The 23,305-nt window shown below is 36.9% G+C and carries 25 protein-coding genes and 2 pseudogenes; 7 read left to right on the top strand and 20 right to left on the bottom strand.

What is annotated here, in order from left to right; translation table 11 throughout:
- Positions 1-332: 332 nt before the first annotated feature.
- Complete coding sequence (locus tag ACFQZ1_RS26415; protein WP_377885161.1) at positions 333-1,310, bottom strand: ornithine cyclodeaminase family protein; 978 nt, start codon at positions 1,308-1,310, stop codon at positions 333-335.
- A 114-nt stretch (positions 1,311-1,424) separates the two neighbouring features.
- Positions 1,425-2,429 carry a proline racemase family protein gene (locus ACFQZ1_RS26410; protein WP_377885160.1) on the bottom strand — a complete coding sequence of 335 codons (1,005 nt, stop codon included), beginning with the start codon at positions 2,427-2,429 and terminating at the stop codon, positions 1,425-1,427.
- A 400-nt stretch (positions 2,430-2,829) separates the two neighbouring features.
- Between ACFQZ1_RS26410 and ACFQZ1_RS26405 the strand changes: the two genes are divergently transcribed.
- The gene (locus ACFQZ1_RS26405) at positions 2,830-3,054 is read left to right on the top strand and encodes a hypothetical protein (RefSeq protein ID WP_377885159.1); all 225 of its coding nucleotides are present in this window, start codon (positions 2,830-2,832) and stop codon (positions 3,052-3,054) included.
- A gap of 65 nt (positions 3,055-3,119) precedes the next feature.
- A complete protein-coding gene (locus ACFQZ1_RS26400; RefSeq protein ID WP_377885158.1) occupies positions 3,120-3,797 on the top strand; it encodes a GNAT family N-acetyltransferase in 678 nt (225 codons plus the stop codon).
- Between the two features lie 380 nt (positions 3,798-4,177).
- Here ACFQZ1_RS26400 and ACFQZ1_RS26395 read toward each other — a convergent pair.
- The 4 genes and pseudogenes from ACFQZ1_RS26395 to ACFQZ1_RS26380 all read right to left on the bottom strand — a co-directional run.
- Positions 4,178-4,279 (bottom strand): annotated as a pseudogene (locus ACFQZ1_RS26395) (PadR family transcriptional regulator); the annotation flags it as partial.
- Between the two features lie 369 nt (positions 4,280-4,648).
- A pseudogene (locus ACFQZ1_RS26390) lies at positions 4,649-4,791 on the bottom strand (Tn3 family transposase); the annotation flags it as partial.
- Positions 4,792-4,807: 16 nt separating this feature from the next.
- Positions 4,808-5,503: a YqeB family protein gene (locus ACFQZ1_RS26385; protein ID WP_377885157.1), complete on the bottom strand. Its 696-nt coding sequence runs from the start codon at positions 5,501-5,503 to the stop codon at positions 4,808-4,810.
- 72 nt (positions 5,504-5,575) lie between these two features.
- Positions 5,576-6,169, bottom strand: coding sequence for a TetR/AcrR family transcriptional regulator (locus ACFQZ1_RS26380; RefSeq protein ID WP_377885156.1), 594 nt, complete (start codon positions 6,167-6,169; stop codon positions 5,576-5,578).
- Positions 6,170-6,543: 374 nt separating this feature from the next.
- Here ACFQZ1_RS26380 and ACFQZ1_RS26375 point away from each other — a divergent pair, with 374 nt between their 5' ends.
- Positions 6,544-6,789, top strand: coding sequence for a hypothetical protein (locus ACFQZ1_RS26375; protein ID WP_377885155.1), 246 nt, complete (start codon positions 6,544-6,546; stop codon positions 6,787-6,789).
- A gap of 94 nt (positions 6,790-6,883) precedes the next feature.
- On the opposite strand, the gene ACFQZ1_RS26370 is transcribed toward ACFQZ1_RS26375, so the two are convergent.
- From ACFQZ1_RS26370 to ACFQZ1_RS26355, 4 genes are read right to left on the bottom strand one after another with little or no spacing between them, the layout of a single operon-like run.
- Positions 6,884-7,852: a sugar phosphate isomerase/epimerase family protein gene (locus ACFQZ1_RS26370; protein ID WP_377885154.1), complete on the bottom strand. Its 969-nt coding sequence runs from the start codon at positions 7,850-7,852 to the stop codon at positions 6,884-6,886.
- A gap of 1 nt (position 7,853) precedes the next feature.
- The gene (locus ACFQZ1_RS26365; RefSeq protein ID WP_377885153.1) at positions 7,854-8,867 is read right to left on the bottom strand and encodes a Gfo/Idh/MocA family protein; all 1,014 of its coding nucleotides are present in this window, start codon (positions 8,865-8,867) and stop codon (positions 7,854-7,856) included.
- A gap of 12 nt (positions 8,868-8,879) precedes the next feature.
- A complete protein-coding gene (locus ACFQZ1_RS26360; RefSeq protein ID WP_377885152.1) occupies positions 8,880-9,905 on the bottom strand; it encodes a Gfo/Idh/MocA family protein in 1,026 nt (341 codons plus the stop codon).
- Positions 9,906-9,929: 24 nt separating this feature from the next.
- Positions 9,930-10,661: a ThuA domain-containing protein gene (locus ACFQZ1_RS26355; protein WP_377885151.1), complete on the bottom strand. Its 732-nt coding sequence runs from the start codon at positions 10,659-10,661 to the stop codon at positions 9,930-9,932.
- 197 nt (positions 10,662-10,858) lie between these two features.
- On the opposite strand from ACFQZ1_RS26355, the gene ACFQZ1_RS26350 reads away from it, so the two are divergent.
- Together ACFQZ1_RS26350 and ACFQZ1_RS26345 are read left to right on the top strand one after the other, a co-directional pair.
- Positions 10,859-11,776 carry a helix-turn-helix domain-containing protein gene (locus ACFQZ1_RS26350; protein WP_377885150.1) on the top strand — a complete coding sequence of 306 codons (918 nt, stop codon included), beginning with the start codon at positions 10,859-10,861 and terminating at the stop codon, positions 11,774-11,776.
- Positions 11,777-11,834: 58 nt separating this feature from the next.
- The gene (locus tag ACFQZ1_RS26345; RefSeq protein WP_377885149.1) at positions 11,835-12,308 is read left to right on the top strand and encodes a DUF5946 family protein; all 474 of its coding nucleotides are present in this window, start codon (positions 11,835-11,837) and stop codon (positions 12,306-12,308) included.
- Positions 12,309-12,409: 101 nt separating this feature from the next.
- Here ACFQZ1_RS26345 and ACFQZ1_RS26340 read toward each other — a convergent pair whose 3' ends face one another.
- The 8 genes from ACFQZ1_RS26340 to ACFQZ1_RS26305 all read right to left on the bottom strand — a co-directional run bounded on the left by ACFQZ1_RS26340 (position 12,410) and on the right by ACFQZ1_RS26305 (position 20,295).
- Positions 12,410-12,532, bottom strand: a complete 123-nt coding sequence (locus ACFQZ1_RS26340; RefSeq protein WP_377885148.1) for an anti-repressor SinI family protein — start codon at positions 12,530-12,532, stop codon at positions 12,410-12,412.
- A 224-nt stretch (positions 12,533-12,756) separates the two neighbouring features.
- Positions 12,757-13,989: an L-2-hydroxyglutarate oxidase gene (lhgO, locus tag ACFQZ1_RS26335; RefSeq protein WP_377885147.1), complete on the bottom strand. Its 1,233-nt coding sequence runs from the start codon at positions 13,987-13,989 to the stop codon at positions 12,757-12,759.
- A gap of 82 nt (positions 13,990-14,071) precedes the next feature.
- Positions 14,072-15,010 (bottom strand): glutarate dioxygenase GlaH, encoded by a 939-nt coding sequence (glaH, locus tag ACFQZ1_RS26330; RefSeq protein ID WP_377885146.1) that lies wholly within the window; start codon positions 15,008-15,010, stop codon positions 14,072-14,074.
- Between the two features lie 259 nt (positions 15,011-15,269).
- A complete protein-coding gene (locus tag ACFQZ1_RS26325; RefSeq protein ID WP_377885145.1) occupies positions 15,270-15,416 on the bottom strand; it encodes a hypothetical protein in 147 nt (48 codons plus the stop codon).
- Positions 15,417-15,552: 136 nt separating this feature from the next.
- The gene (locus ACFQZ1_RS26320) at positions 15,553-15,912 is read right to left on the bottom strand and encodes a DUF3870 domain-containing protein (protein ID WP_377885143.1); all 360 of its coding nucleotides are present in this window, start codon (positions 15,910-15,912) and stop codon (positions 15,553-15,555) included.
- 60 nt (positions 15,913-15,972) lie between these two features.
- Entirely contained in the window at positions 15,973-17,415 is a 1,443-nt protein-coding gene (locus ACFQZ1_RS26315; RefSeq protein ID WP_377885142.1) for an aldehyde dehydrogenase family protein, read from the bottom strand.
- A 36-nt stretch (positions 17,416-17,451) separates the two neighbouring features.
- On the bottom strand, positions 17,452-18,780 hold the full coding sequence (gene gabT / locus ACFQZ1_RS26310; protein ID WP_377885141.1) for a 4-aminobutyrate--2-oxoglutarate transaminase: 1,329 nt from the start codon (positions 18,778-18,780) through the stop codon (positions 17,452-17,454).
- A gap of 42 nt (positions 18,781-18,822) precedes the next feature.
- The gene (locus ACFQZ1_RS26305; protein ID WP_377885169.1) at positions 18,823-20,295 is read right to left on the bottom strand and encodes an amino acid permease; all 1,473 of its coding nucleotides are present in this window, start codon (positions 20,293-20,295) and stop codon (positions 18,823-18,825) included.
- 387 nt (positions 20,296-20,682) lie between these two features.
- Here ACFQZ1_RS26305 and ACFQZ1_RS26300 point away from each other — a divergent pair, with 387 nt between their 5' ends.
- Positions 20,683-20,835, top strand: a complete 153-nt coding sequence (locus ACFQZ1_RS26300; protein ID WP_377885140.1) for a hypothetical protein — start codon at positions 20,683-20,685, stop codon at positions 20,833-20,835.
- 80 nt (positions 20,836-20,915) lie between these two features.
- Here the strand turns inward: ACFQZ1_RS26300 and ACFQZ1_RS26295 are convergent, their stop codons facing one another.
- Positions 20,916-21,899 (bottom strand): formylglycine-generating enzyme family protein, encoded by a 984-nt coding sequence (locus ACFQZ1_RS26295; protein WP_377885139.1) that lies wholly within the window; start codon positions 21,897-21,899, stop codon positions 20,916-20,918.
- Between the two features lie 274 nt (positions 21,900-22,173).
- Here ACFQZ1_RS26295 and ACFQZ1_RS26290 point away from each other — a divergent pair, with 274 nt between their 5' ends.
- Positions 22,174-22,458, top strand: a complete 285-nt coding sequence (locus tag ACFQZ1_RS26290) for a hypothetical protein (RefSeq protein ID WP_377885138.1) — start codon at positions 22,174-22,176, stop codon at positions 22,456-22,458.
- 141 nt (positions 22,459-22,599) lie between these two features.
- Here ACFQZ1_RS26290 and ACFQZ1_RS26285 read toward each other — a convergent pair whose 3' ends face one another.
- Complete coding sequence (locus tag ACFQZ1_RS26285) at positions 22,600-23,250, bottom strand: hypothetical protein (protein ID WP_377885137.1); 651 nt, start codon at positions 23,248-23,250, stop codon at positions 22,600-22,602.
- Between the last annotated feature and the right edge of the window lie 55 nt (positions 23,251-23,305).

Below are 23,305 nucleotides of genomic sequence, written 5' to 3'. Positions count from 1 at the left end.
AAATAGCCATCCCTTGTCCGAAGGCGATTCATCCCCCACCTACTCATTGGGCTACGCCCTTCACATTCCTTGAGGTGGGAGTATTCTCGCCTATTTTAGATAAAGTCATAATACCTTATCTATCCTTTCTGTACTACAAATGCTTAACTACTTCATAATAGAAATTTCTATTTTTATTTTCAAACATCGTATATTTCTTACATCATAAAAATTTTAATTAGGGTGTGGTGTATTTCAAAGATGGTAAGTCATCATGTTTTAATCATTTCAAATTTCACGCCACAGCATGCTTCCCTCGTTGTTAACGATGATACAATTTTTCTACCTATACTTCACAACTCCACCCTAGTCCCTACCTTATTCTTGATAGCCTTCTCATAGAAATACTTCGCCACTACAATATCTACAACGGCTAGTCCGACAGATTTAAATACGGTAATCTCTTGGTCGCTTTCTCTGCCAGTTCGTTCGCCGCTTATAATTTGTCCGAGTTCTGCGTGAATGTCGCTTTCTTTGAAAAGTCCTTCTTGGATTGGGATTTGGAGGTCACCAGTTTCTTCTAGTGCCGCTTCTTTGGATTCGACTACTACTTTATTAGCTGAGGAAATGACATGAGATGGTAGTTCTTGCATCGTTGGTCTGAATGAACCGACAGCATTTACGTGAACACCAGGTTTTAATGTGTCTGAAAAAACGGGTGTTAAGGAGTTCGTTGTTGTAACAACAATATCTGCCTCGCGTACTGCTTCATTCGCATCTGCGTATATGTAGACAGGTTTATTAAATTTCTCTTTTATATACTCGGCAAATTCGGCCGCTTTTTGTTCTGTCCGATTATAAAGCATAATGTTTTCAATGTCTCGCACAACAAGCATGGCCTCGGCAAGTCCTTTTGCTTGTTCTCCTGTACCGATGATGCATAAGTTTTTCGCATCTTGGCGAGCTAGGTATTTTGTCGCTACACCTGATAAGGCACCTGTTCGAATCATCGTTAAATACGATCCTTCTAAAAGGGCGAGCGGTTCTCCTGTTTGAAAATCAGATAGCATGACAACTCCATTTATCGTTTTCTTTCCTATTTTAGGATTATTCGGGGCTACCGTTACTACTTTTAACCCAAGTGTACCAAGGTCTTCCGCTACTGAAGGCATCATTAATGCGGTATTTTGCGAATTAGAAAATGGTAAAGAGTAGCGAATCGGAGTGATCGTTCTTTCTGCAGAAAACTCTTTTAAGGCGATTGCCGCGTATTCAATCACTTCATTCATATCTACTAAACTTCTTTGTTCAGCTGCATTTATGACTAACATATTACCTCGTCCCTTCCTGAATCTTTCTCCAATGCTTGTCGCCAATATAGCAATTACTTCACCATTTCATCTTCAATCCCCTTGTTTTCTAAACAGAAAACAACTACTCCACCATTACGCTAATAAGAAGCCCTGTTTCAATGGATCTCTTGGGTCCATTACAAACTGGTGGAATCCTGTAATAAATGCCTGACCAGTAACTTTTGGAATGATTGCCTCATATTCGCCTACTTTTGTTGATGACAACACTTCTCCAACAAATTGTCCATCAGTAATGCATTCATGAACGAAACTTCCGCCTTCTTGTAGAACTCCATTGTCAACAAGCGTTGCAAGTCTAGCTGAAGTACCCGTGCCGCAAGGAGAGCGATCTACTTGCCCATCCGCAAAAATAGTTACATTTCGTAACGTGGCATCTTTTCCATTTGGTTCATCTGAAAAGATAACGCCGTATATTCCTTTTAAATCTTCTTCGAGAGGATGTTTTACTTCCATTTGACTTTCAATGTAGTGTTTAATTTTTCCGCCCCACGTTTGAATAGCAGATAAATCTTTAAAGTTTACTTTTAGGCCAAATTCTTTACTGTCTACAACAGCATAGAAAGCTCCTCCAAAAGCAATGTCTACTTGAAATTCATAGCCGTCAATTTTTACAGGAACGTCCTTTTTGTAAACAAAAGAAGGAACATTTTCAAATGTCACGGATTCCACTTGGTTTCCACTGTATTTTGCATACGCGATAACCTCTCCTGCCGGGCTATCAATAATGAATTTTTGTTCTTCTCCTGTCACTTCGAACATGCCAGTTTCAATTCCTACCGTGATTACAGCAACAATTCCATGGCCGCACATTGTACTCCAGCCTTCATTATGCATAAACAATACTCCAAAATCAGCATGCGGACTTGCAGGAGGCGTAATAATACAACCGTACATACCATGATGTCCTCTCGGCTCATACATCAAAACTTCGCGAAGATGGTCCAAGTGCTCCATACAATACGCTCGTCTTTCTAGTTGTGTTTTTCCTTTTATCACTGGTAATCCGCCTGTAATAATACGTAATGGTTCTCCCGCTACATGTGCATCGATTGTTGTGTACATTTTGCTAATATTCATTTCTTGTCCCTCCGATATTTGTATTCTCATGTGAGATGCTTGTTATTTTAAAAGTTTCCTATATTTTTATTAGCAAATATTGTACCGGAATTTAGGAACTGAATATTATCAATGACCAGTCAATTGGATTTGTACTTTTTCTAAAAATTTATACCCTTTGCATAACAATTTTTTAGACATATGTATATTTTCTTTTACACTATTTCATCCTCTCGTTTTGAATTTATACAGAAGGAATAACGTTTTTTTCATTTTTGGAATATGATTTTGTCTTACCTTGATGGGCATGTGGCGATACCCCAGTTAGAACAAATGGTGACGCTGGAAAGCGAAAAATAGTATAATTTTAACAGTTTTAGGAATCGTATATTACTTTGTTATTAAAGAGGAGATGATAAATTTGAAAAAGAAACGAATAGTATTTCTATGTTTATTTTTTTCTATTCTTTTAATATTTTATTTTTCTCAAAAAGGATACAGCGGCAAATATGTACAATGGAGTGACACTGTAGAAACTGTTCATACAGATCCACTTGAAAGAAATAACATCCCATATAAAATTAAAGATAATAAAGTATATATTCCTGAAGATGCCTTTAACAAGGCGATAATGTGTTGTTCATAAATTCATAAATAATATTTAATTTCATCTACATTCAATTTTCAAGATATGAAAGGTGGAGGTGTAATTTGGCTCAAGAATACAAGCTAATGGAAATACAAGCGGATGTATTATTTAAATATGATAGTTCGGGCAGAATGACAGAAATAAATGAGCCTGGAGGTCTTGTTGCTCCTTTATTTTTCCTTGGTCGTACCAGAGAAGGAAATGTCATTCGTTTCAATGAAATTTTCCCAAATCCAAAGGTCGGTAAAGTGTTGCAAGTTATTAACAACAATGAGCATATCGTTGACCTTAGAAACTTAATTGTTATTTTAAATGAGATAAGACCGATAAATAGCATATGGATGGGCCCAGCTTACATTTTTCCTGAAAATTTCCATATGACTTCAGACGCAGTTAGAATAACAAATGAAAATAAGGAGTTACTAAAAGTGGATTTCCCAAATCTATTTGAGGAGTTTGAATGGAGACAGCCTTGTTTCGCTATTATACAAGACGGTATTGCTGTTTCTGTATGTTGTAGTGCGAGAAAGAGTGCAAAAGCAGCAGAGGCTAGTGTGGAAACTTTGGAGGCCTATAAAGGAAACGGATATGGAACAAAAAGTGTTATTGCTTGGGCAAACGAAATCAAGAAAGAAGGATTACACCCTCTTTATAGTACAGCGTGGGATAATTTCTCTTCACAAGCAATAGCTAAAAAATTGGGTCTTCATAAATATGGAGTAGACTTTCATATCAGTTAAGCTTTTTGTAATTAGCATCTAATGATCTTATTGGGCTCTTGACGCATGCCCCTCAAGTTAAAGACTTGAAATTACCCTAAAACAAGGATTTTGTGCATGTAAGTATTCAAGACCACCATATTGAATAAACCATGCCCCCAACAAAAAACACTAAACCTAAAGCTAAAACAACAAAAGCGAGTATTGCATTTTTATTATTTTCCATAAAATTGTCTCCTTGTAATTTTTTATTTTGTTTCATTTTTTATACTAAAACCTTTAGTTGTAATTATGGCTAAACGTTGCGATCATCATACTTCTCAGTTTAAAAAAATTTCATATTTATAACTCTTTCATGCGAAGTCTCTTTTCCTGCAAGCTTGAATAAGTGCAGTGATTTGTTCTTTAAGTTTTTGGATAATTTCATAACTGTAAGAATCATGGTGAGAAATTATAGAGAGCACAAGTATATCAATACTTCCTTTCATCATCTCTTTGTCCATTTTTCACTTCCCGAACCACATCGTACTACGACATATGTCGTAAAATAACATAAAGATTAGAAAATAACATCTTTCAGTATGAAAGGTGTTATTAATAACTTAATTTCATGAAAGTTTCTTTTTAATTATTTTGGATATATATACCTATCTTAGCTTGATGGGTACGGGATCCTGCCGACAAAACACGGATATTATACGTTAATTAGAGTACTATGAAGAGAGGATAGTTCGTTTAATATAGAGACGAATATCCCCTCTTTTTATACATATTAAAATATAAACAGGATGTTATTAATTCAGTATACTTCGTCTAGTATAGAGTTCATGTTTATAGGGGGTTCAACCGAGATGCGTGTAAAAATGGGGCATAGTAATTTGTTCTCTCAATTTCATATCTGAAATATATCTAAGAAGAAATATCGTCCGAATCACTCTTCCAAACTCTCAAAATGCCTGGAATAGCCGATTTTTTTGTTATTACTAATCAATTTTCTAAGGAGTGTAGAAGGTAGTCTTACCTAAAGTGAGTTAAATATCATAATTAGCATTTTGGGCAAGTCTCACGTACTGACCATTTCTTTCATCTCTAATGACAACCCCTAACTGAGCTAAATCTTCTCGTAGATATTTAGCATTTGCCTTTTTCTTTTCTTTCAACGCATGGTCTCTAGCATAAAGTAATGCATTAATTTTTTCGGGAAAATCAGGATGTCCTAAAGCCCATCGCTGATATTGGCTACCAAATGGGTCAATTTCATTCCATGGATATTGATACTTATTAAAAGCTTCTCGTACAGTATCCACCTTCATTTCAATAACTTCTCTATATAATTCATTACTCGTTTGTCCAAGGATAACTAAATGCTTATTTTCTATATATATTGCTAAAATGTCCTTTTTCTCAATGATATTTATTCTTTCTCCAAATTTTAATTGCAAATTATTATATGAAATTGTGACTTCGAGACTCTCATTTAAAATAACAAGAGCCAATAATAAACCCGCTATTGTTCCAATAATGGCGGCAATACTTGAAACCCATAGGCTGTTAAAGGATGCAATGAATAAAACTAACTTCTCCATTGGAACTACTGGAAGTTTTAGTATCCAGTTGGCAATGATGGGAACAAACCAACCAATCGAACCGCCTAATATCATGGGCACTAAAACAATAATTGCTTTTTGGAACTTACTATGTCCAAGAAATGTTTCGCTCTCTATCATAATCCCTATCCTTCCTATTAAATTAGTCATAAACAATATTTTGAAATTAAATGATTTTCTGTTTTGTTTTCATTATTTAACTATTTTCAATATGCTTTTTATCAATTCTTCACTATAATCTTCTAAACTTATTTTATTTTGAGGAGCTATCAAAGATTCCGATATCGAACCTTGAATAATAGTTGCTATCACCTGGATATTAAAATCTCCAAATTCTTTTGATTCCTGCCCTTGTAGAAGAATTTCTTGTAATAACCCCTTTACTAAACCTTCTTCATCGTCTTCTAGTAAATAATAAGGAATATGATCTGGTGTACGTGCATTAAAAACTATTTCAATTAAAGCGATATTATTTGTTCGGTTTATAACCTGATAAGCTAAACTTGCTTCGATAAATGATTTTAATTTTTCTGTAGATGTTTGTTTTTGCCCAACTCTTGCATGAATAAATAACCATTCTTGTTCAACTAAATATGTTAAAGTATTGTTCATCAAATCTTCTTTACCAGAAAAGTGATAAGAAATTAATCCTGTACTTATGTTTGCTTTTTTTGCTATTTTCGACAAACTTGTACTTACATACCCAACTTCTCTTAAAACTTCAATAGCAGCCTTTATTATTTGTTCTCTTCTTGCTTCTGCTATAAAAGATTGTCGGTCTTCCATAAGAATTACCACCTTATAAACTGTTCGTTATTTTTGATTGGTCATTCATTTTTTTGATTGAACGTTCAATTAATTAAATTGTATAAATTTTTCCTGTTTTTGTCAAATCTAACTTTATATAGAGAAAAATATTGCTCAAATTCAGTTTCAAAGCTCATTATCGAAACAAAAGGGTTCTAACATCTTTCTTTCAACCAATCCTCCATTTGAGCAGAAGATAAATCGGGATGTTCCTGAAATCAGCTTTTTATTCTCATCCTCCTAAAAACGCGAGGTTATATATGCGAATGAAGTATACAAGCAACCAGCACGGATGAAGTTTATTCAACTATGAACCGATATACATATCACATAAGAAAGAAGATGGCTCTCTGTTGTATACATACACCTTATACGATGCAAGGGATTCTTTTGACATCAGCAAATCTTATCATATTAAATGCGAAATTCCTCCTCACCGATTTAGAGCGATTATGATGGAGTTTCGCCGTAATAAAGAAATAGGAGAACACATTGGAGAATTTATCGACTTCATGGAACGGGAATTTGGCGAAACATTCGAACTGTTTGAGTATGACGGTATTGTACAGTACGATGCAGAGACCAGGAGAATAGCATGATACTAGCAAACTTGCTGGATTAGGCAGATGAACATGTATAAAAAAGAAGAAGCAGGCTGAACCTGCTTTCTTCTTTGAACTTGGATTGATTGTATTACACCCACCACATTTGCGAAGGTGTTTCTTCTATTAATACGCTTTTCAAATTCGTAACGGCACGTTTAAACCCTTCTTCAGTCGACATGATTGGATCTTCATGTTCGATGCTTATTACGTAGTCATATCCGTACGTACGAAGTGCACTCATCATATTTGACCACTCTTTCATATCATGACCGCATCCGACTGATCGAAATGTCCAAGCGCGCGTTTGTACTTCTCCGTACGGCTGCATATCTGTTAGGCCATACATGTTAATATTATCTTGATCCAGGTACGTGTCCTTTGCATGAAAATGATGAATCGCATTTTCTTTTGCTAAAATTTTAATGGCTCCGACAGGGGCGATACCTTGCCACCATAGATGACTTGGATCTAAGTTGGCGCCAATTGCTTTGCTTGTTTTTTCACGAAGTTTTAATAACGTATACGGTGTATGCACTAAAAATCCGCCGTGCAATTCTAAACCAATTTTCACGTTATGTTTTTCTGCGTATTCCCCGATCTCTTTCCAATAAGGAATCAGCTTATGTTCCCACTGCCAAGTTAATACATCAGCATATTCATTTGGCCACGGGGTAACAGGCCAGTTTGGATATTTCGCTCCCTCGTGATCCCCTGCTGTTCCAGAAAAACAGTTTACGACCGGCACGTTTAGCAGCGATGCTAATTGAATCGTTTTACGAAGCGTATCGTCAGACTCTTGTGCAAAGCCTTCTTCCGGTGAGATTGGATTGCCGTGACAGCTAAATGCACTAATAATCAGTCCTCGGTCTGTTACTTTTTTTAAATATGCTTCTCTTTTGTCCTTATCTTCAAGCAGTTCATCTAGTGGGCAATGATGATTTCCAGGATAGCAGCCTGTTCCAATTTCAACCGCATGAAGACCTGCCGCTTTTACTTTATCTAACATCTCCTCAAATGAATGATCTGCAAATAACACAGTAAATACGCCTAGTTTCATTTTATTTTCCCCCTATTTTACTAGTGTCATATATTTCATCGATAATCGCTGATACTTGCAGCGCTTCTTCCGGTTTCACTACTAACTCAGCCTTTCCTTTGCAGGCATCAATGAAGTTTTTAGCCTGCATGAAACTATAATCCTCTTCTCCCTCTATCCAAGCTGCCGTACTGTTCATCAACATGCCGTTTTTCGTTGTGTAAAGTTCAAGTGGAAAAACGTTAATCCCTCCGTCTATCCCGGAAATGCTAACATGTTCTTCGTCATCTTCAATATTGGCAGACCAAGACGTTTCGAGCAGCAATGAAGCACCGTTTTCAAACTTCATATAAGCGGTTACATGATCATCCACATGAAATGTCTCATGATCAAATGTTCCCCATTGATTTAACTGACCAGGTGTTTTACTTAATTCGTTGTACGCACTTCCAAGAACTGCTGTATGTTTTGGATTTCCCATTAGCCAAAGAGATAAATCAAGTAAATGGCAGCCGTAATCTATTAAACTCCCTCCGCCTTGCAGTTCTTTATTCGTAAATACTCCCCACCCAGGAACTTTGCGGCGCCGCATCGCTTTTACGCGCGCTACGAGAGGACGCCCTACTTCTGTCATCATTTTTTTTGCTGCTTGTGCTTCTTTCATAAAACGATAATGATAGGCAATTGCTAGTTTTCTATCAGCTTTTTTTGAAGCTTTCAGCATCTCTTCGCACTGCTGCTTACATAGTGCCATTGGTTTTTCACATAATACATGAACGCCGGCTTTCAAAGCCTCAATTGCAAATTCAGCATGAAATTTATTCGGCGTACAAATACATACGGCATCTACTTCTTTCAGCATATCTTTATAGTTAGCAAATACTTGCGGGATATCAAACTCATTCGCTACCTCTGTAGCTCTTTCATGATTACTATCACTCACGCCCCAAATGACGCATTCATTACCTAGTTGTTTAAACGCTGGAATATGCCGTCCGGTGGCAATTCCTCCTGCTCCAATTATGCCAATTCTCACGGTATTCACCTCTTATACGCGCGTAATTTGTTTTGTTTGGCTTGATTGTAAGGCTGCTAAAATGACAGAAAGAGATTTTAACCCTTCTTCACCTGGAACAGCTGGTTCTTCATTATGCAAAATTGCTTGTATAAATCGTTCAATCACGTGAGAATTATTTTGTCCGCCTTCATCATTCGACTGAATTTTCCCTAGTTCATAATTAACAACTTCTCCTGTCGCATATTGAACGATTAATGAATAGACTGGATGTTCTTCTAGACGAAGAATTGCTTTCTCACCATAAATAATTGTTGAGTTATCTTCTTTACTCGTATAAGCCCAGCTTGCTGCAAGCGTTCCGATAATACCACTTTCTGTTTTCAATACACATACTGCATTATCATCAACATCAGCAAAATCTTTTGCATTATTTTCAACAAATGCGCCAACTTCTACAAATTCTTCTCCGAGTAGATAACGAAGTAAATCTGTTTTGTGAACGCCTAAGTCTCCCATTGCACCAATAAACGCTTCTTCTTTTTTAAAGAACCAGCTTTCTTTGCCGTCCGCACTCCATCCTTCTGGTCCGCCATGACCAAAAGCTGTGCGGAAGCTATAGACTTTGCCAATTTCACCTTTTTGAATTAGCTCGCGAGCCTTTTGATGAGATGCAACAAAGCGCTGATTGTGTCCAATCATTAGTTTTTTACCGTTTGTTTTTGCTGCTTCAATCATTGCTTTTGCTTCTTCTTCTGACGTAGCCATCGGCTTTTCACATAATACATGAACGCCGCTGTTTAAAGCTGCAATCGAAATAGACGCATGCAGATAGTTTGGTGTACATACACTAACCACGTCCACAGAGCCGCTAGCTAGGAGCTCTTCGTACTTTGTATACGCTGTCGCGCCATATTGCTTTGCCACACTATTTGCACGTTCTTCATTTACATCACAAACTGCGACTAGTTCTACATTTTCATTGAATTGATATTCTGGTAAATGACGATACTTTGCGATGCTTCCACACCCAATAACCGCTACTTTTATTTTCTCCATGACCTTTATCCCCTTTGTTTCAGTTTACTTATTCGTCTTTACAGCAATTTGTTCAAGCGGCTTGGCATTGCCGTAGACAGGACGTTTTCTTTCTACTGGTTTGGCCCATTGAATTGCATTTATGATCACGCGTTGAATCTCTTTATTATGGTACGTTGGGTATGTTTCATGTCCTGGTCTAAAATAAAACACTTTCCCATTCCCTCTTTTATATGTGCAGCCGCTTCTAAAAATTTCCCCGCCTTCAAACCAGCTTGTAAATATCAATTCATCCGGCGCCGGAATATCAAAATGTTCACCGTACATTTCTTCACGTTCAAGTTCAATGAATTCTGAAATTCCTTCTACAATTGGATGACTTGGCTCTACAACCCATAAACGTTCTTTTTCATCCGCTTCACGCCATTTTAGATCGCAACTTGTACCCATTAACGTTTTGAAAATCTTCGAGAAATGGCCTGAATGCAAAACAATTAATCCCATTCCGCCTAATACACGTTGTTTTACCTTTTCAACGATTTCATCTGCTACTTCTTCATGTGCCATATGTCCCCACCATACTAATACATCTGTTTGATGCAATACTTCATCTGTTAATCCATGTTCTGGTTCATCTAAAGTAGCCGTTTTTACTTCAAACCCTGCTTTCGTTAAAAATTCTGCAATTGTGCCATGAATCCCATTCGGATATATTTCACTTACAGCAGGATTTATTTGTTCATGCCGATTTTCATTCCATACAGTTACTTTTAACATTGTGACAACACCCCTTTTTCATTTATTTGTGATTAGTATAGAAAAGATAAGTAAGGAAGGATATGCTTAATTTAGCTGTCTTTTTATTCAAAAGTGTCATCATTTTTTTGGTTATTAAAAATCGAAAGAGAAAATAAGAAGAATTATGATATGTTTTATTTACAAAAGTGGCATGTTCTAAAGGGGAGAAATTGCGTATGACTTTAATAAAAAACGATTTAGAAGTTATTAATGAAAAAGTCATTTATCAAAATCCGTTGCTGTTTCTAAAAATATGGGAAATTCATATGAAAAAACATCATTTCAGTACGATAGAGAAACACCCTTGGCATTATCATAAAGAAGTAGAATTTATTGTCGTCGTTGAAGGAAATTTGGGGATACAAAGTAAAAACGAGTATATTCTAATGGGCCCAGGCGATGTCATCGTTTTAGGGGCATCCCAACCACATCGTTCTCATAAACCTCTAATGGATGATTTACGATATGTGGTGTTTCAAATCGATTTAGGGAAACACTTCGACGAAAGTATCATGCCGTACATATACTGTTTCTCTGAACAAACCAAACCTTTGAATGAAATAAACTATATTTTTGAAGAAAAACAAACTGTAAGAGATGAAATATATACTTTAATTATGGAAATCTTTCAAGAATCACAAACACAAATGAGGGGATATGAAATTGCCATTAGTTCGGCGATTAAGCGAATGATGCTATTACTCTTAAGAAATGATACACGCAACATATTAAACTATACAGAGGGAATTGGTCTGAACCGATTGCGGCCAGTTCTTGAATACGTAGACAAACATTTGGAAGATAAGATTACCGTAGAAGAGGCTTGCTCATTACTAGGACTTAGCTACCATTATTTCATAAAATATTTCAAAAAAATTATCGGTACTTCATTTATTGATTACGTTAATTATAAGCGAATAAAAAAAGCAGAATGTTTATTAATGACAAGTGATCTTAGTATTACGAATGTAGGTTATGAGGTTGGTATCTCTAACATGGCTCAGTTCTATAAACTTTTCAAAAGGTATAATCAATGCTCTCCAAAGGAGTTTAAGCAACGCATGCAGAATGAATTGGAAGCTAAAAAAGAATAAAGTGAAACTTTCATCAGTGGAGGATTCTTCATCTCCCACTGATGGATGTGAATGTAAAATGAAGTTATGGAAAGGAAAATTAATTATGGTTAATAACGATACAGAAATGAAATTGGGACGATGTGTCGAATGTGGGGCCAAAGAGATAGATGGGTATTCATGTTATGAGCAATTTGGTTTTCCGCTTGTTTGGGAGCATAACGATCCAGCATTATATGCCTTACATTTCTGGCTTGTTTCCTGTTATATGATACAACATCCATCAAATTATACAGAAGAAGGGTATAGATATTTAATTACATTATTTACTGAAGCATATGATAAGGAATGGGAAGTAGCTTATATTCTAAAGAGAAACCGTGAATTAGTTAGTAATGTAGATAAAATAACAAATCCTGTACCTAATAAGGATAGACAGCGTACATTTAAATCTTGGTCCATGACAATCAATGATATATATCTAGGGAAAGAAAAAAATGCCATCGCAAACATAAATAAGTGGAAAGATCGAATAAGAATCGAATTAAAGTAATAGGGCATTATTTCAATGAAAATTATCCCTCTACAAATGTACAAGTATAAAATAATCAAAGGATTACAGTTTCCATCAACTGTGAACAAGTGTCATTGAAATTATGATGGATTTCCACTTCCCAAAAACTCTCTAATTTCTTCTTCTGTGATTCCATTATGAAGCGCCTCTGAAATTAATTGAGCCCACTCTATGTCTAACTCAAAAATCTCTTTCCCTTCCATTTTCCTCCTCCTTCTCCCACGTATCCGTAATGTATCACAAAGGATTGGACAGTGATTGTCCATTTATTTTTTTGTTTCATAACTGATTTACTAAGAACAAAAGTAAACAAGGATATTCCAATGAAAGAGACACCCTTGTTTAGTTCCATATATGAAAAGAGTTCTTAAGAAAATTAGTAGTTTAAACGTGTCGAAAAGCTAAATAGAATCTCTCTTTCTCCTAACTAAGCTTTTACTTGAAACGCCCCCGACGAACTCAACACATCCGTAACTGTATCCGGAATTTTCTCCGCAATTGCCTCCCCGATTTTCAGGCTTGCTGTTGCAGCCGGAGACGGGGCATTGCAAATATGCATGGAGTTAGTGCCTGAGATGATGCAAAAATCATCTACCATGTTTCCATTGGATAGAATCGCCTGCGCTCTTACACCAGCATGAGTTGGAACAATGTCTTTATCTGTAAGCTCTGGTATTAAACGCTGCAAGCTTTTGAGAAAGGATTGTTTACTAAAAGAGCGAATCATTTCTTTCATGCCTTCTTTCATATTCGGCATGGCCATTTTCCAAAAGCCGGCGTAGGTCATTGTTTCCATAAAGTCTTTTAGATCGAAATCTTTTTTTGTGTATCCTTCGCGTTTAAAGCTTAATACCGCATTCGGCCCTGCATGTACGTCTCCGTTTATCATTCTTGTAAAATGAACACCTAGGAACGGAAAATCTGGGTTTGGAACTGGATAAATTAAGTGCTTCACGAGATGACGCTTTTCTGGAACGAGCTCATAATACTCGCCTCGAAACGGTACAATTTTCATATCCGTTAATAATCCGGTTTTTTTGGCAATTCGATCACTATGTAATCCAGCACAATTGATAAGAAACCGCGTTACAAAGATTCCTTGGTTTGTCTCAATGGTAACAAAATCTTTTTTCTCAAAAATATGTTCTGCTTTTGTCCCTAAGTGCACTTCTCCCCCGTTTTCTTGGATGAAATGTGCAAATGCATAACTTACCCCTTTATAATCGGCAATGCCGCAAGAAGGAACTCGAATCGCTCCTAATCCTTTTACATGCGGCTCGATTTCCGATAATTCTTCTATACTAATTTTCGAAATGTCTAGGCCGTTTTGCAACCCTCTTTCATATAGGTTTTGTAAAAGGGGAATCTCTTCTTTTTCTGTTGCGACAATGACCTTTCCGCACATATCATAGGCAATTCCGTTTTCTTTGCAGAACTGAACCATCGCTGCATTTCCTTCTTTTGCAAATTTCGCTTTGTAGCTTCCTGGCTTATAGTAAATACCGGAATGAATCACACCGCTATTATGTCCTGTTTGGTGATGTGCAAGTTCGTTCTCTTTTTCAATGACTGCGATTTTGGCATGAGGAAATTTTTTCTTTAAGGCCATCCCCGTTGAAAGCCCAACAATCCCGCCGCCAATAATTATAAAATCATACATCAAACTTCCTCCTTACATGTTATATGTACGAATACCTGTATATCATGAAAGGCAGGCCTTGTTTCAAGACCCGCCATACATATTATTTAGAGAAGCAGCCGCGTTGGCGCATTAACTCTCGATATAAATCTTTATTTTTTTCAAAAGGAGCTCGCCCGTGCATCCAAAATAGGTTATTTAAAAGAACTAAATCGCCAACTGGTAATTTTAATGCATGCGTTGCTGGAGAGTTTTCAACAGATTGTGAGAGTTCCTTCAAATATGTTGCTTGTTCAATATTATCAGGATAAGCGAATTGATCAATAAAACAAATACACGGCGCATTATTCATATCAAAAAATGTTTCACGATATACGATTTCTTGCGCATTTTTACTTGGCGGTGCTTTATACGTCATTTTGACAGATGCTAGTGTATGATTTCGAAACTTATCAAGCTCTTCCCAATCATCTAAATGAAGTAAACGCGATTCGCCGCCTACTGCATTCTTTTCTTCAATCTTCATCATCAGAAGCCAATCTGTCGGTTCATCAACAAATGTTCCGTCTGTATGAAGTGTGAATAAGCGATATGCTTGGCGAAGATAAGAATCACTGCTGTCTGTATCTTTCACATTAAATCTAGCATAATACGTTCCTGTCATTGCATCAAAGTTAGATGTACCAATTAAGTGCGTTAATGCCGTTGCAAATTTCACATAGTCTTCTGGATTTGTCGTTTCACCCTGTACACCAATTGTAAATCCGCCCGTTTCACGGTCATGAATAATACCTCGAACATTCTCCATGAAGGATGCACCAAAGATCTTTTTCATTTGATCAGCAAGGATAAAGCGAGAATAAGGAATATATTGCAATGATTGTTCAGAATGTTCTTTTACCTCTTCGAAGAATTGCCCAAGCAATTGCTGATTTAACACAATATGATACAAGCGTTTATGTTCTGGATGAGGAACAATTTCATATCCCTCATACTTCTTTGCAAATTTCATTTTCACTTCTTGTTCCGTGATCATCAACATCTTCCTCCTTAGTTCAAATAAACTAAAAAGCCAGTCATACGCATCCACAATTATAAATTGTAGAAACGTACAACTGGCTTAAAATTACGAGTGTTCTTTAATCTCTTAAAGTACAATAATAATAGACAGTTTTTTTATTCAACTATGTGCAAACCAGATAGTGAAGATCGGGTGTAGAGAAGGCTTATTTCTCGTATGGATCCTATCACTTTATAGTTAAATATTAATTCAAAATTTTCTGAATGTCAATGTATTTATATTATTTATTTTCAATTTTCATGTACTGAGCTTCATTTCGACTACATGCTTTACACATTTTACACGATTTCGCTGCATGAGTTTCCTTACATCCTCTTTTTTGCTTTACCTGCTCCTTGACACCTTGAACTTCACTTGATTTTGACATGTTCCTGCCTCCTTATTGTATATAAAAAAGCCAGTTATATTCCGCCATCAAATAAGCTGGAATACAACTGGCTCTCGTTTACGAACGCTCTTTAAATAGTAAAGTGCAATAAACTCGACAGTTTCATCATTTCGTTTTACTTTAGCGGACCTATTTCCTCATAGTCCTCCTCAGGTCTTTCACCGTTTACGTAACTTGTATATTGGCGGTACAAATCTTTTAAAGCGCTAATAATCGCATTTTGCGCTTTTCCTTGATAATGGTAAGAGATTTCTTGAATGATGTCTTCAATGCCATCTCGTAAACTATATCCTCTTAAAATTTGAGAAATAAAATCTCTCCCGTGTCCTGTCGCAAGGGTACATGAAGATTCGATAATTACATGATATTTGTGATCTGCTTCTATTGTAATTGTTAGTGTTTCATAGACGCTGCGTACAGCCATCCCTTTCGGAAGTCTCGCATGTCCTGCCATGAAAAAAGTTCCTTTACTCATGTTCATCCCCCATTATTGTGATCCATTTATTTTGTCCCGTTAATGCCCGATTGGTTCAACTCATACTTGATCTACATACACTGTCTTTACCCTTGTATAAAATTCTGCAGCTGTTTTCCCTTGTTCGCGGGGCCCAGCACTGGAACTTTTCATTCCTCCAAACGGAACTTGCGGCTCTGCTCCTGCTGTTTCGGAGTTTATATGAACCATTCCAACTTCCATATCATCAATAAATTGCTGCGCAAGACTCAAGTTATTTGTACAAATAGATGCGCTAAGTCCATATTCCGTATCGTTAGCCAGGTAAATTGCTTCTTGATAATTGTTCACCTTAAACAAACAAATAACCGGACCGAAAATTTCTTCTTTCGCAATTCGTGCATCGTGGGGTACATCTTCAAAAATAGTAGGTAAAATATAAAACCCGTGTTTTAACTCATCTTCTGTTGGTACGCTTCCCCCGCAAAGTAAAGAAGCTTCTTTCTTACCTGCTTCAATCATCGATAAAACAGTTTGCTGCTGGCTCTCGGATACACATGGGCCCATAAACGTATTATTTTCTAATGGATTTCCAACTTTAAGAGCCTTTGTCCGCAGCACGAGTTCATTACGAAATTCTTCATAAATTCCCTCTTCAATAATAATTCTGCTTGTCGCTGTACATTTTTGTCCTGTTGACATAAATGCACCTCTTATCGCGATATCTACTGCCTTATTCACATCGGCATCCTTTAATACAACGAGTGGATTTTTTCCGCCCATTTCTAATTGCACTTTTTTACCGTTTGCAACAGCAGTTTGCTGAATTGTTTTTCCGACGCCATTAGAACCGGTAAAGGATATCGCTTTTATATCATGGTTTTCTGTTAATTCCGTTCCAACTACTGAACCTTTCCCAAATACGCAATTGATAACGCCGGCAGGAATTCCTGCCTCATGAAAAGCATTCACGAGGTGAAATACTGATTTTGGTGTAATTTCTGCTGGCTTAATGACAACAGTATTTCCGTAAATCAGTGCCGGAGCCATTTTCCATACTGGGATTGCAATTGGGAAATTCCACGGCGTAATTAATCCTACTGGTCCAACTGCTACTCTTTTGCTGTAGAGCATCGTTTTCGGATTGGCCGAAGGAATAATTTCTCCCACAGGCTGATTCGCTTCCCCTGCATAATATTCAAGAATACTAATCGCCCGCTTCGTTTCTCCTATCCCTTCAGCAAGTATCTTTCCTTCTTCACTCGTCAGATCCTGACCGATTTCAGTCACACGTTCTTTTAAAATAGCTGCCGCTTTCCATAAGTAACTTGCTCGCTCTTGAAACGATAAACCTTGCCAACTTTGAAAGGCTTCTTTCGCAGATGCAATTGCTGCTTGCGTATCTTCTGCTGAACTTAATGGAAATTCTCCTAATACTTCTCCATTATGCGGATTATAGTTTTTAGAATATTGATGAGTAGATGGCTCTTTCCACTGACCATTTATATAATTGAAAAATTTCATTCTCCTACCTCCAGCTGGAAACATAACCGTTTTTTCTTATTTAGATACCTTAGCAATTGCTGCTTCAAGAATAGCAAATCCTTCTTCAAGCTCTTCATCTGTTATGACAAGTGGCGGTAAGAAACGAAGTACACTGCTATAAATACCAGCACTTATTGTGATTAAACCTTTATTATGTGTTTCTTGCATAATTGCTTTCACTTCTTCTGTTGCCGGCTCTTTCGTATTTCGATCCTTTACAAGTTCCATAGCCGTCATAGCACCAAGGCCTCTCACATCGCCAATTAATTCATATTTATCCTTCCAGCTATTGAATACTTCCATCATACGATCGCCGATTTCCCGAGCGCGTTGTACTAAATTTTCTTCTTCAATTACATCTAAAACAGCTAGGCCTGCTGCGCAAGCAACCGGGCTTCCTGAGAAAGTGCCTCCAAGTTGGCCTGGACCAGGTGCATCCATTAGTTCAGCTTTTCCGGTCACTGCGCTAAGCGGCATACCTGCAGCGATGGATTTTGAAAATGTCATTAAATCAGGTGCTACACCAAAATGATCCATTGCGAACAAGTTTCCTGTACGAGCAAATCCTGTTTGAATTTCATCTGCAATCATGATAATTCCATATTTATCACAAAGGTTTCTTACCCCTTGTATAAACGCAGCAGATGGTACAATAAATCCACCTTCACCTTGAAGCGGTTCCAAAATAATTGCCGCAATATTATCACTTGCTACTTCCTCTAGCATAAAGCGTTCAAAATACGCTAGGATTTGCCCGTCTACTTCTTCTTTCGTCATCCCATCTTCTGCACGGTAATAATACGGATAAGGAAGCTTGTACACATCCGGTGCAAACGGACCAAATCCATGTTTATAAGGTTTTACTTTACTTGTAAGAGACATTGTCATTAATGTACGTCCGTGATACGCGCGTTCAAACGAAACGATGGCACTGCGCCCAGTTGCTTTTCTAGCAATTTTCACAGCATTTTCTACCGCTTCAGCTCCGCTGTTCGCAAACATTGTTTTTTTCTTAAAATCTCCTGGCGTTAATTCATTCAGTCTTTCAGCTAACGCAATATAGCTTTCATACGGCGCTACATGAAAACAGCTATGAATGGAAGACTCCACTTGCTCTTGAATCGCTTTTACTACCTTCGGATGACAATGCCCAACATTTTGCATCCCAATTCCACCTGCAAAATCTATTAATTCATTACCATCTATATCAGTAATAATGGCCCCTTTCGCAGATTGAACATATAAATTAGTAATATTATATGGACCTGCAGGCACTGCGTTCTTTCTTCTTTCGTTTAAAATATCAGATCTTGTAGTTACAATATTGTTCTTTTCTTTTAACATTGAACTTACCCCTTTTTCACTTTATTTTGCATTACACACGACTTAGTCCTTCTCTAAACCAATCTCCGAACCTTTTAAAATTGGAAATCCTGCCTTATCATCCTTAGCAGTTGCTGGCTTATTCCTAACTCTGAGAAAATAGGATGCTATCACTATAGCAGCAGCTAAAATCGTCAAATAAAATTGCATACGCATATCCGCTATAAATGCTTGTGAAACAAATATCGTAACAATCATAAGAAGCGTTGCGTATGTGAGATAAGGGAATAACCACATTTTCACTTTTAGTTTCCCTGGGTCTTCTCTTTCCGCTTCTCGTCTTAATCGAATATGAGAAACTGCAACAAACATATACATAAGCATCGTAACGCCGCCTGAGCTATTTGCTAAAAAAGCAAATAGTTTATCAGGAGATATAAACTTCAGCATAGCGCAAACAAATGCGAATAATACACTTGCAACGATCGCCCAAATTGGTGCGCCTTTACTGTTTAATTTTGAAAAAGCAAGAGGAGCATCTCCTTTTTTCGAAAGCGAAAATAACATGCGAGAACTCGTGTATAATCCTGAATTTAAAACAGATAGCAAGGACAGGAACACAACTCCGTTCATAATTTCCGCAGCAGCAGGGACTCCTGCCATCCGAAATAAACTTGCATAAGGAAGCTTCAATAATTCTGCATTATTCCACGGCATAAAAATGACCAAAATCGTTACAGATCCTACGAAGAACAGCATAAGACGCCATACAACACTGTTAATTGCTTTTATAACATTCTTTTCTGGATTTTCAGATTCTCCCGCCGCGATTGCAGCAACTTCACTCCCTGATAAAGAGAAAGAAATAAATACGACACTCAGCAATACAGGAACAATCCCTTTTGGAAAAAAGCCACCGTTTTCAGAGATGGAAGAAAAATTAGGCCTGTCCACACCAGGGACAATTCCAAAAATCATAGCAATTCCTAAACCTAAAAATACAAGAATTGCTGCAACTTTAATAAGGGCTAACCAATATTCAAACTCTCCATATAGCTTTACAGAGTAGATATTTGTAATCGTCATCAAAATAATCATGAAAAGACTAGCTATCCATGCTGGTATGGAAGGGAACCAATTGTTAACCATCGCCCCTAACAATACCGATTCAATTGCGATAATAATAACCCAGTTAAACCAGTATAACCAACCGATTGTGTAACCAGCCCAAGGTCCAATTGCCTTATGAGCATATGTTGCAAAAGAACCACTATCAGGATTTACCGCAGCCATCTCTCCTAACATCCGCATCACGAGTACAACCATTAAAGCACCAATAATATAGGACAAAATTGCTGCTGGACCTGTTGATTGAATAATTGTCCCGCTCCCTACAAATAATCCTGCTCCGATAACCCCACCAATTGAGATCATTGTTATATGCCTGGTTTTCAAGTCTTTTTGCAGTTCATTTTTTTCTTTAACCAAAAAGATCACCAACCTATAAGTATTTATTTTCACAAATCCTTCTAGCATACATAAAATTGAAACATTGCCCGGCATTGATAACGCTTTCTAAAACCCGTCCTATAAATCGTTCTTCTGATAAGTCCTTTTCTTATTTATAGAAAAAATAAAAAGAGCCAGAAAAACAATGTAAAGAATTACACTGGATTTTACTGTCCCTATCCTTATGGCTCGTCTTCCTGCTAAGGAAGTTCAAGTGGAAAGAAGCCAATTCATTTCTATTCAATTCATCGTAACAATATCCGGGCTTGCAGGGAGGCTAATCACTGTCATCCGTTAATAAACTAATATTAATACAAAAAGACTGAATATTCAACATTTATTTTAATTTCAGCAAAATTAACATAAACCGCCTCGTTTGAATATATTATCGTACAATCATAAAGGTGGGATTATATGGAACGTGAACAGTATCGTCAAATGGAGGAAAAAGACTTGCCTCTTGTAGAACCGAAGGCGTATGAAAATGTAAAGCAAATTGTTATTGTTGGTATTCCGACTTTCATTGGGTTATCAATTTACGGCATCGTAATGACGCTTTTGCAATGAAGTGAAACTTTCGTCAGTGAGGGATTGCTTCATCCCCCACCTATCCTCTTCGCTTCTCTCTCAATATTGAGGTGGGGGTCTTACTTCCCGTTACTGCGAGATAAATCTTTTACACAACGAAACCCTATATTTCCCGTTGAACTGTCAGGTGTATTGGAGGTCCTGGCTGCTACGCGATATCGATTACAATAGGATTCATGGCATAGGTAAGATCCTCCTCGCATTGACTTTGCCTTACCTTTATGCGGTCCTTGAGGGTTATCCTTTGGTCCGTTTATATGAAAATTTGGACTAAACCAATCCGAACACCACTCCCACACATTTCCAACCATATTGTATAAGCCATATCCATTGGGTCGAAAAACGTCAACTGGAGCTGTTCCTAAATATCCATCTAAAATTGTATTTTCAACTGGAAAATTCCCTTGCCAGATATTGCAATAGTGTTCTCCACCTGGTTGTAGTTCATCCCCCCATGGATACCTTTTTTGAACAAGGCCTCCTCTTGCTGCGTATTCCCATTCCGCTTCAGTAGGAAGCCTTTTACCTGCCCACTTACAATAAGCTATCGCATCATTCCATGAAATGTGAACAACAGGATGGTTCATGCGGTCGTTCATATTAGAATCAGGACCTTCTGGACGGAACCAATAAGCCCCCTCTACAACTCCCCACCATGATGTTCCCGTTGGTACGTGTTTTACGTGTTTAGCAGTTTCACTTGATATTAATTTATAGAAAACAAAGGACCAACCGTATTTTTCAGCATCTGTTTTATAATTAGTGGCTGTAACGAATTCCAAAAACTTAGTATTTGTTACAGCAAAGCGATCCATTAAAAATGATTTCACTTTCACCTTCCTAATTGGTCCTTCTCCATCAGCAGGAAATCCCTCTTTCTCATTCGTACCCATGAGAAATTCTCCACCTTCAATCCGAACCATATCTTCTTCATGATATTGCTCTCCAGCAAACAGATTTGCTGATTCCTCCATAATGACAGTGTCTTGCTTTACTGCAGAACGGCTTACAGCACAACAAGATTTCTTGTTTATAGAAGACATAATCAATTCACCTCTTCGCTAAGATAATGAAGAATATTATGAAAACTCCTGCCGCTTATCTCCATTTTGATTAATCTTTTTTCAAAAATGGATTCTTTTTGGTTCTCACTAAATAAGGATTTGCAAAACATTTCTGAACTAACTTTATTCCAAACCAACATCTGGTGTAAACATTTTTTGAAGACATAAACAAGCAACCATCTCATAAGCACGGATGAATTTTGCTCAATTATAGAACAATATACATATCACGTAAGAAAGGAGATGGTCTCTGTTGTATACATACACTTTATACGATTCAAAGGATTCCTTTGGCATCAACAAATCTTATCATATTAAATGCGAAATTCCTCCTCATCGATTTAGAGCGATTATGATGGAGTTTCGCTGTAATAAAGAAGTAGGAGAAAACATTGGAGAGTTTATCAACTTCATGGAACGGGAATTTGGTGAGAGTTTTGAACTGTTTGATTACGACGATATTGTGCAGTACGATGCAGATCAAGAGAATAGCATGATCCTGGCAAATTTACTGGATCAGACACATACACATGTATGAAAAAGAAGCAGGTTTAATGAACCTGCTTTCTTCTTTGAACTCGGATTGATTGTCTTACACCCACCACATTTGTGAAGGTGTTTCTTCTATTTATCCTAGTGAATATATGATTATTAACATTAAATAATTGATTTTTTAAAATTAATTTTTCCCTGCTACCTGTAACATCATGTTAATTTCTTCAGGTGTAAAATGCGATAACACCTCTGCTTTTGCTGTCTCTTTTTGTTCTTTAGTAAGATTTTTTCTGTTCTCATAAAGCTGCGTAAGGTGTAAAATCTCAGATGTGGATAATCTACTTTCTACCAATTTAGTTACATCTTCACGCGTCTTTATCGGCTGATCTTTGTTTGATTGAATATTCTTTTTTTCATTTGTTGTAGAATTATCACCATGCTGCGTATTCTTAGATGTGTTTATAGTAGAGTTGTCACTCGGTTGCACATTCTTAGATACATCTATAGTATGATTGTTATCCTGTTGCGTATTCTGTGTAGAATTTTTGTTAGCTTCATTCATACCATTTATAGTCTTATTAGTTATTTGTGAATTATCAGCTACTGTTCCATTCGATTTACTTACTGATTGATCTTTAGTTTTCAAATCATCTATTGTTTTTAATACATCTTTATTAATTTTTTTATCTTTTAACTGATTCGCTATTGCTTTGGAATCTACATCTTTCAAAAGAGATTCGCTTAACTTTTTATCAAAGAGAGACTTTCCATACCAAAGACCTCCACCTACAGCTACAATTAGTATGCTAACGATAATAATTAATTTCTTAGTCAAGGTGCTCATCTCCAATTACAAAGGGAATATTTACAGAATCCTTATACTGTTCCTA

The sequence above is a fragment of the Bacillus sp. CGMCC 1.60114 genome (assembly GCF_042676365.1).
In the GTDB taxonomy this organism is placed as follows: domain Bacteria; phylum Bacillota; class Bacilli; order Bacillales; family Bacillaceae_G; genus Bacillus_A; species Bacillus_A rhizoplanae_A.
This window is presented reverse-complemented; position numbering and strand designations above follow the sequence as displayed.

Excerpts from the sequence above, each read along its gene's own strand:
- ACFQZ1_RS26300 (WP_377885140.1), top strand. The coding sequence starts at position 20,683 with ATGGAACGTGAACAGTATCGTCAAATGGAGGAAAAAGACTTGCCTCTT.
- ACFQZ1_RS26380 (WP_377885156.1), bottom strand. The coding sequence starts at position 6,169 with ATGGAAGACCGACAATCTTTTATAGCAGAAGCAAGAAGAGAACAAATA.
- gabT (WP_377885141.1), bottom strand. The coding sequence starts at position 18,780 with ATGTTAAAAGAAAAGAACAATATTGTAACTACAAGATCTGATATTTTA.
- ACFQZ1_RS26385 (WP_377885157.1), bottom strand. The coding sequence starts at position 5,503 with ATGATAGAGAGCGAAACATTTCTTGGACATAGTAAGTTCCAAAAAGCA.
- ACFQZ1_RS26340 (WP_377885148.1), bottom strand. The coding sequence starts at position 12,532 with ATGGAAGGGAAAGAGATTTTTGAGTTAGACATAGAGTGGGCTCAATTA.
- ACFQZ1_RS26355 (WP_377885151.1), bottom strand. The coding sequence starts at position 10,661 with ATGTTAAAAGTAACTGTATGGAATGAAAATCGGCATGAACAAATAAAT.
- ACFQZ1_RS26320 (WP_377885143.1), bottom strand. The coding sequence starts at position 15,912 with ATGAGTAAAGGAACTTTTTTCATGGCAGGACATGCGAGACTTCCGAAA.
- ACFQZ1_RS26360 (WP_377885152.1), bottom strand. The coding sequence starts at position 9,905 with ATGGAGAAAATAAAAGTAGCGGTTATTGGGTGTGGAAGCATCGCAAAG.
- ACFQZ1_RS26410 (WP_377885160.1), bottom strand. The coding sequence starts at position 2,429 with ATGAATATTAGCAAAATGTACACAACAATCGATGCACATGTAGCGGGA.
- ACFQZ1_RS26295 (WP_377885139.1), bottom strand. The coding sequence starts at position 21,899 with ATGTCTTCTATAAACAAGAAATCTTGTTGTGCTGTAAGCCGTTCTGCA.
- ACFQZ1_RS26415 (WP_377885161.1), bottom strand. The coding sequence starts at position 1,310 with ATGTTAGTCATAAATGCAGCTGAACAAAGAAGTTTAGTAGATATGAAT.
- ACFQZ1_RS26370 (WP_377885154.1), bottom strand. The coding sequence starts at position 7,852 with ATGAAACTAGGCGTATTTACTGTGTTATTTGCAGATCATTCATTTGAG.
- ACFQZ1_RS26315 (WP_377885142.1), bottom strand. The coding sequence starts at position 17,415 with ATGAAATTTTTCAATTATATAAATGGTCAGTGGAAAGAGCCATCTACT.
- lhgO (WP_377885147.1), bottom strand. The coding sequence starts at position 13,989 with ATGTATGATTTTATAATTATTGGCGGCGGGATTGTTGGGCTTTCAACG.
- glaH (WP_377885146.1), bottom strand. The coding sequence starts at position 15,010 with ATGTTGATGATCACGGAACAAGAAGTGAAAATGAAATTTGCAAAGAAG.
- ACFQZ1_RS26305 (WP_377885169.1), bottom strand. The coding sequence starts at position 20,295 with ATGCTAGAAGGATTTGTGAAAATAAATACTTATAGGTTGGTGATCTTT.
- ACFQZ1_RS26345 (WP_377885149.1), top strand. The coding sequence starts at position 11,835 with ATGAAGTTATGGAAAGGAAAATTAATTATGGTTAATAACGATACAGAA.
- ACFQZ1_RS26350 (WP_377885150.1), top strand. The coding sequence starts at position 10,859 with ATGACTTTAATAAAAAACGATTTAGAAGTTATTAATGAAAAAGTCATT.
- ACFQZ1_RS26325 (WP_377885145.1), bottom strand. The coding sequence starts at position 15,416 with ATGTCAAAATCAAGTGAAGTTCAAGGTGTCAAGGAGCAGGTAAAGCAA.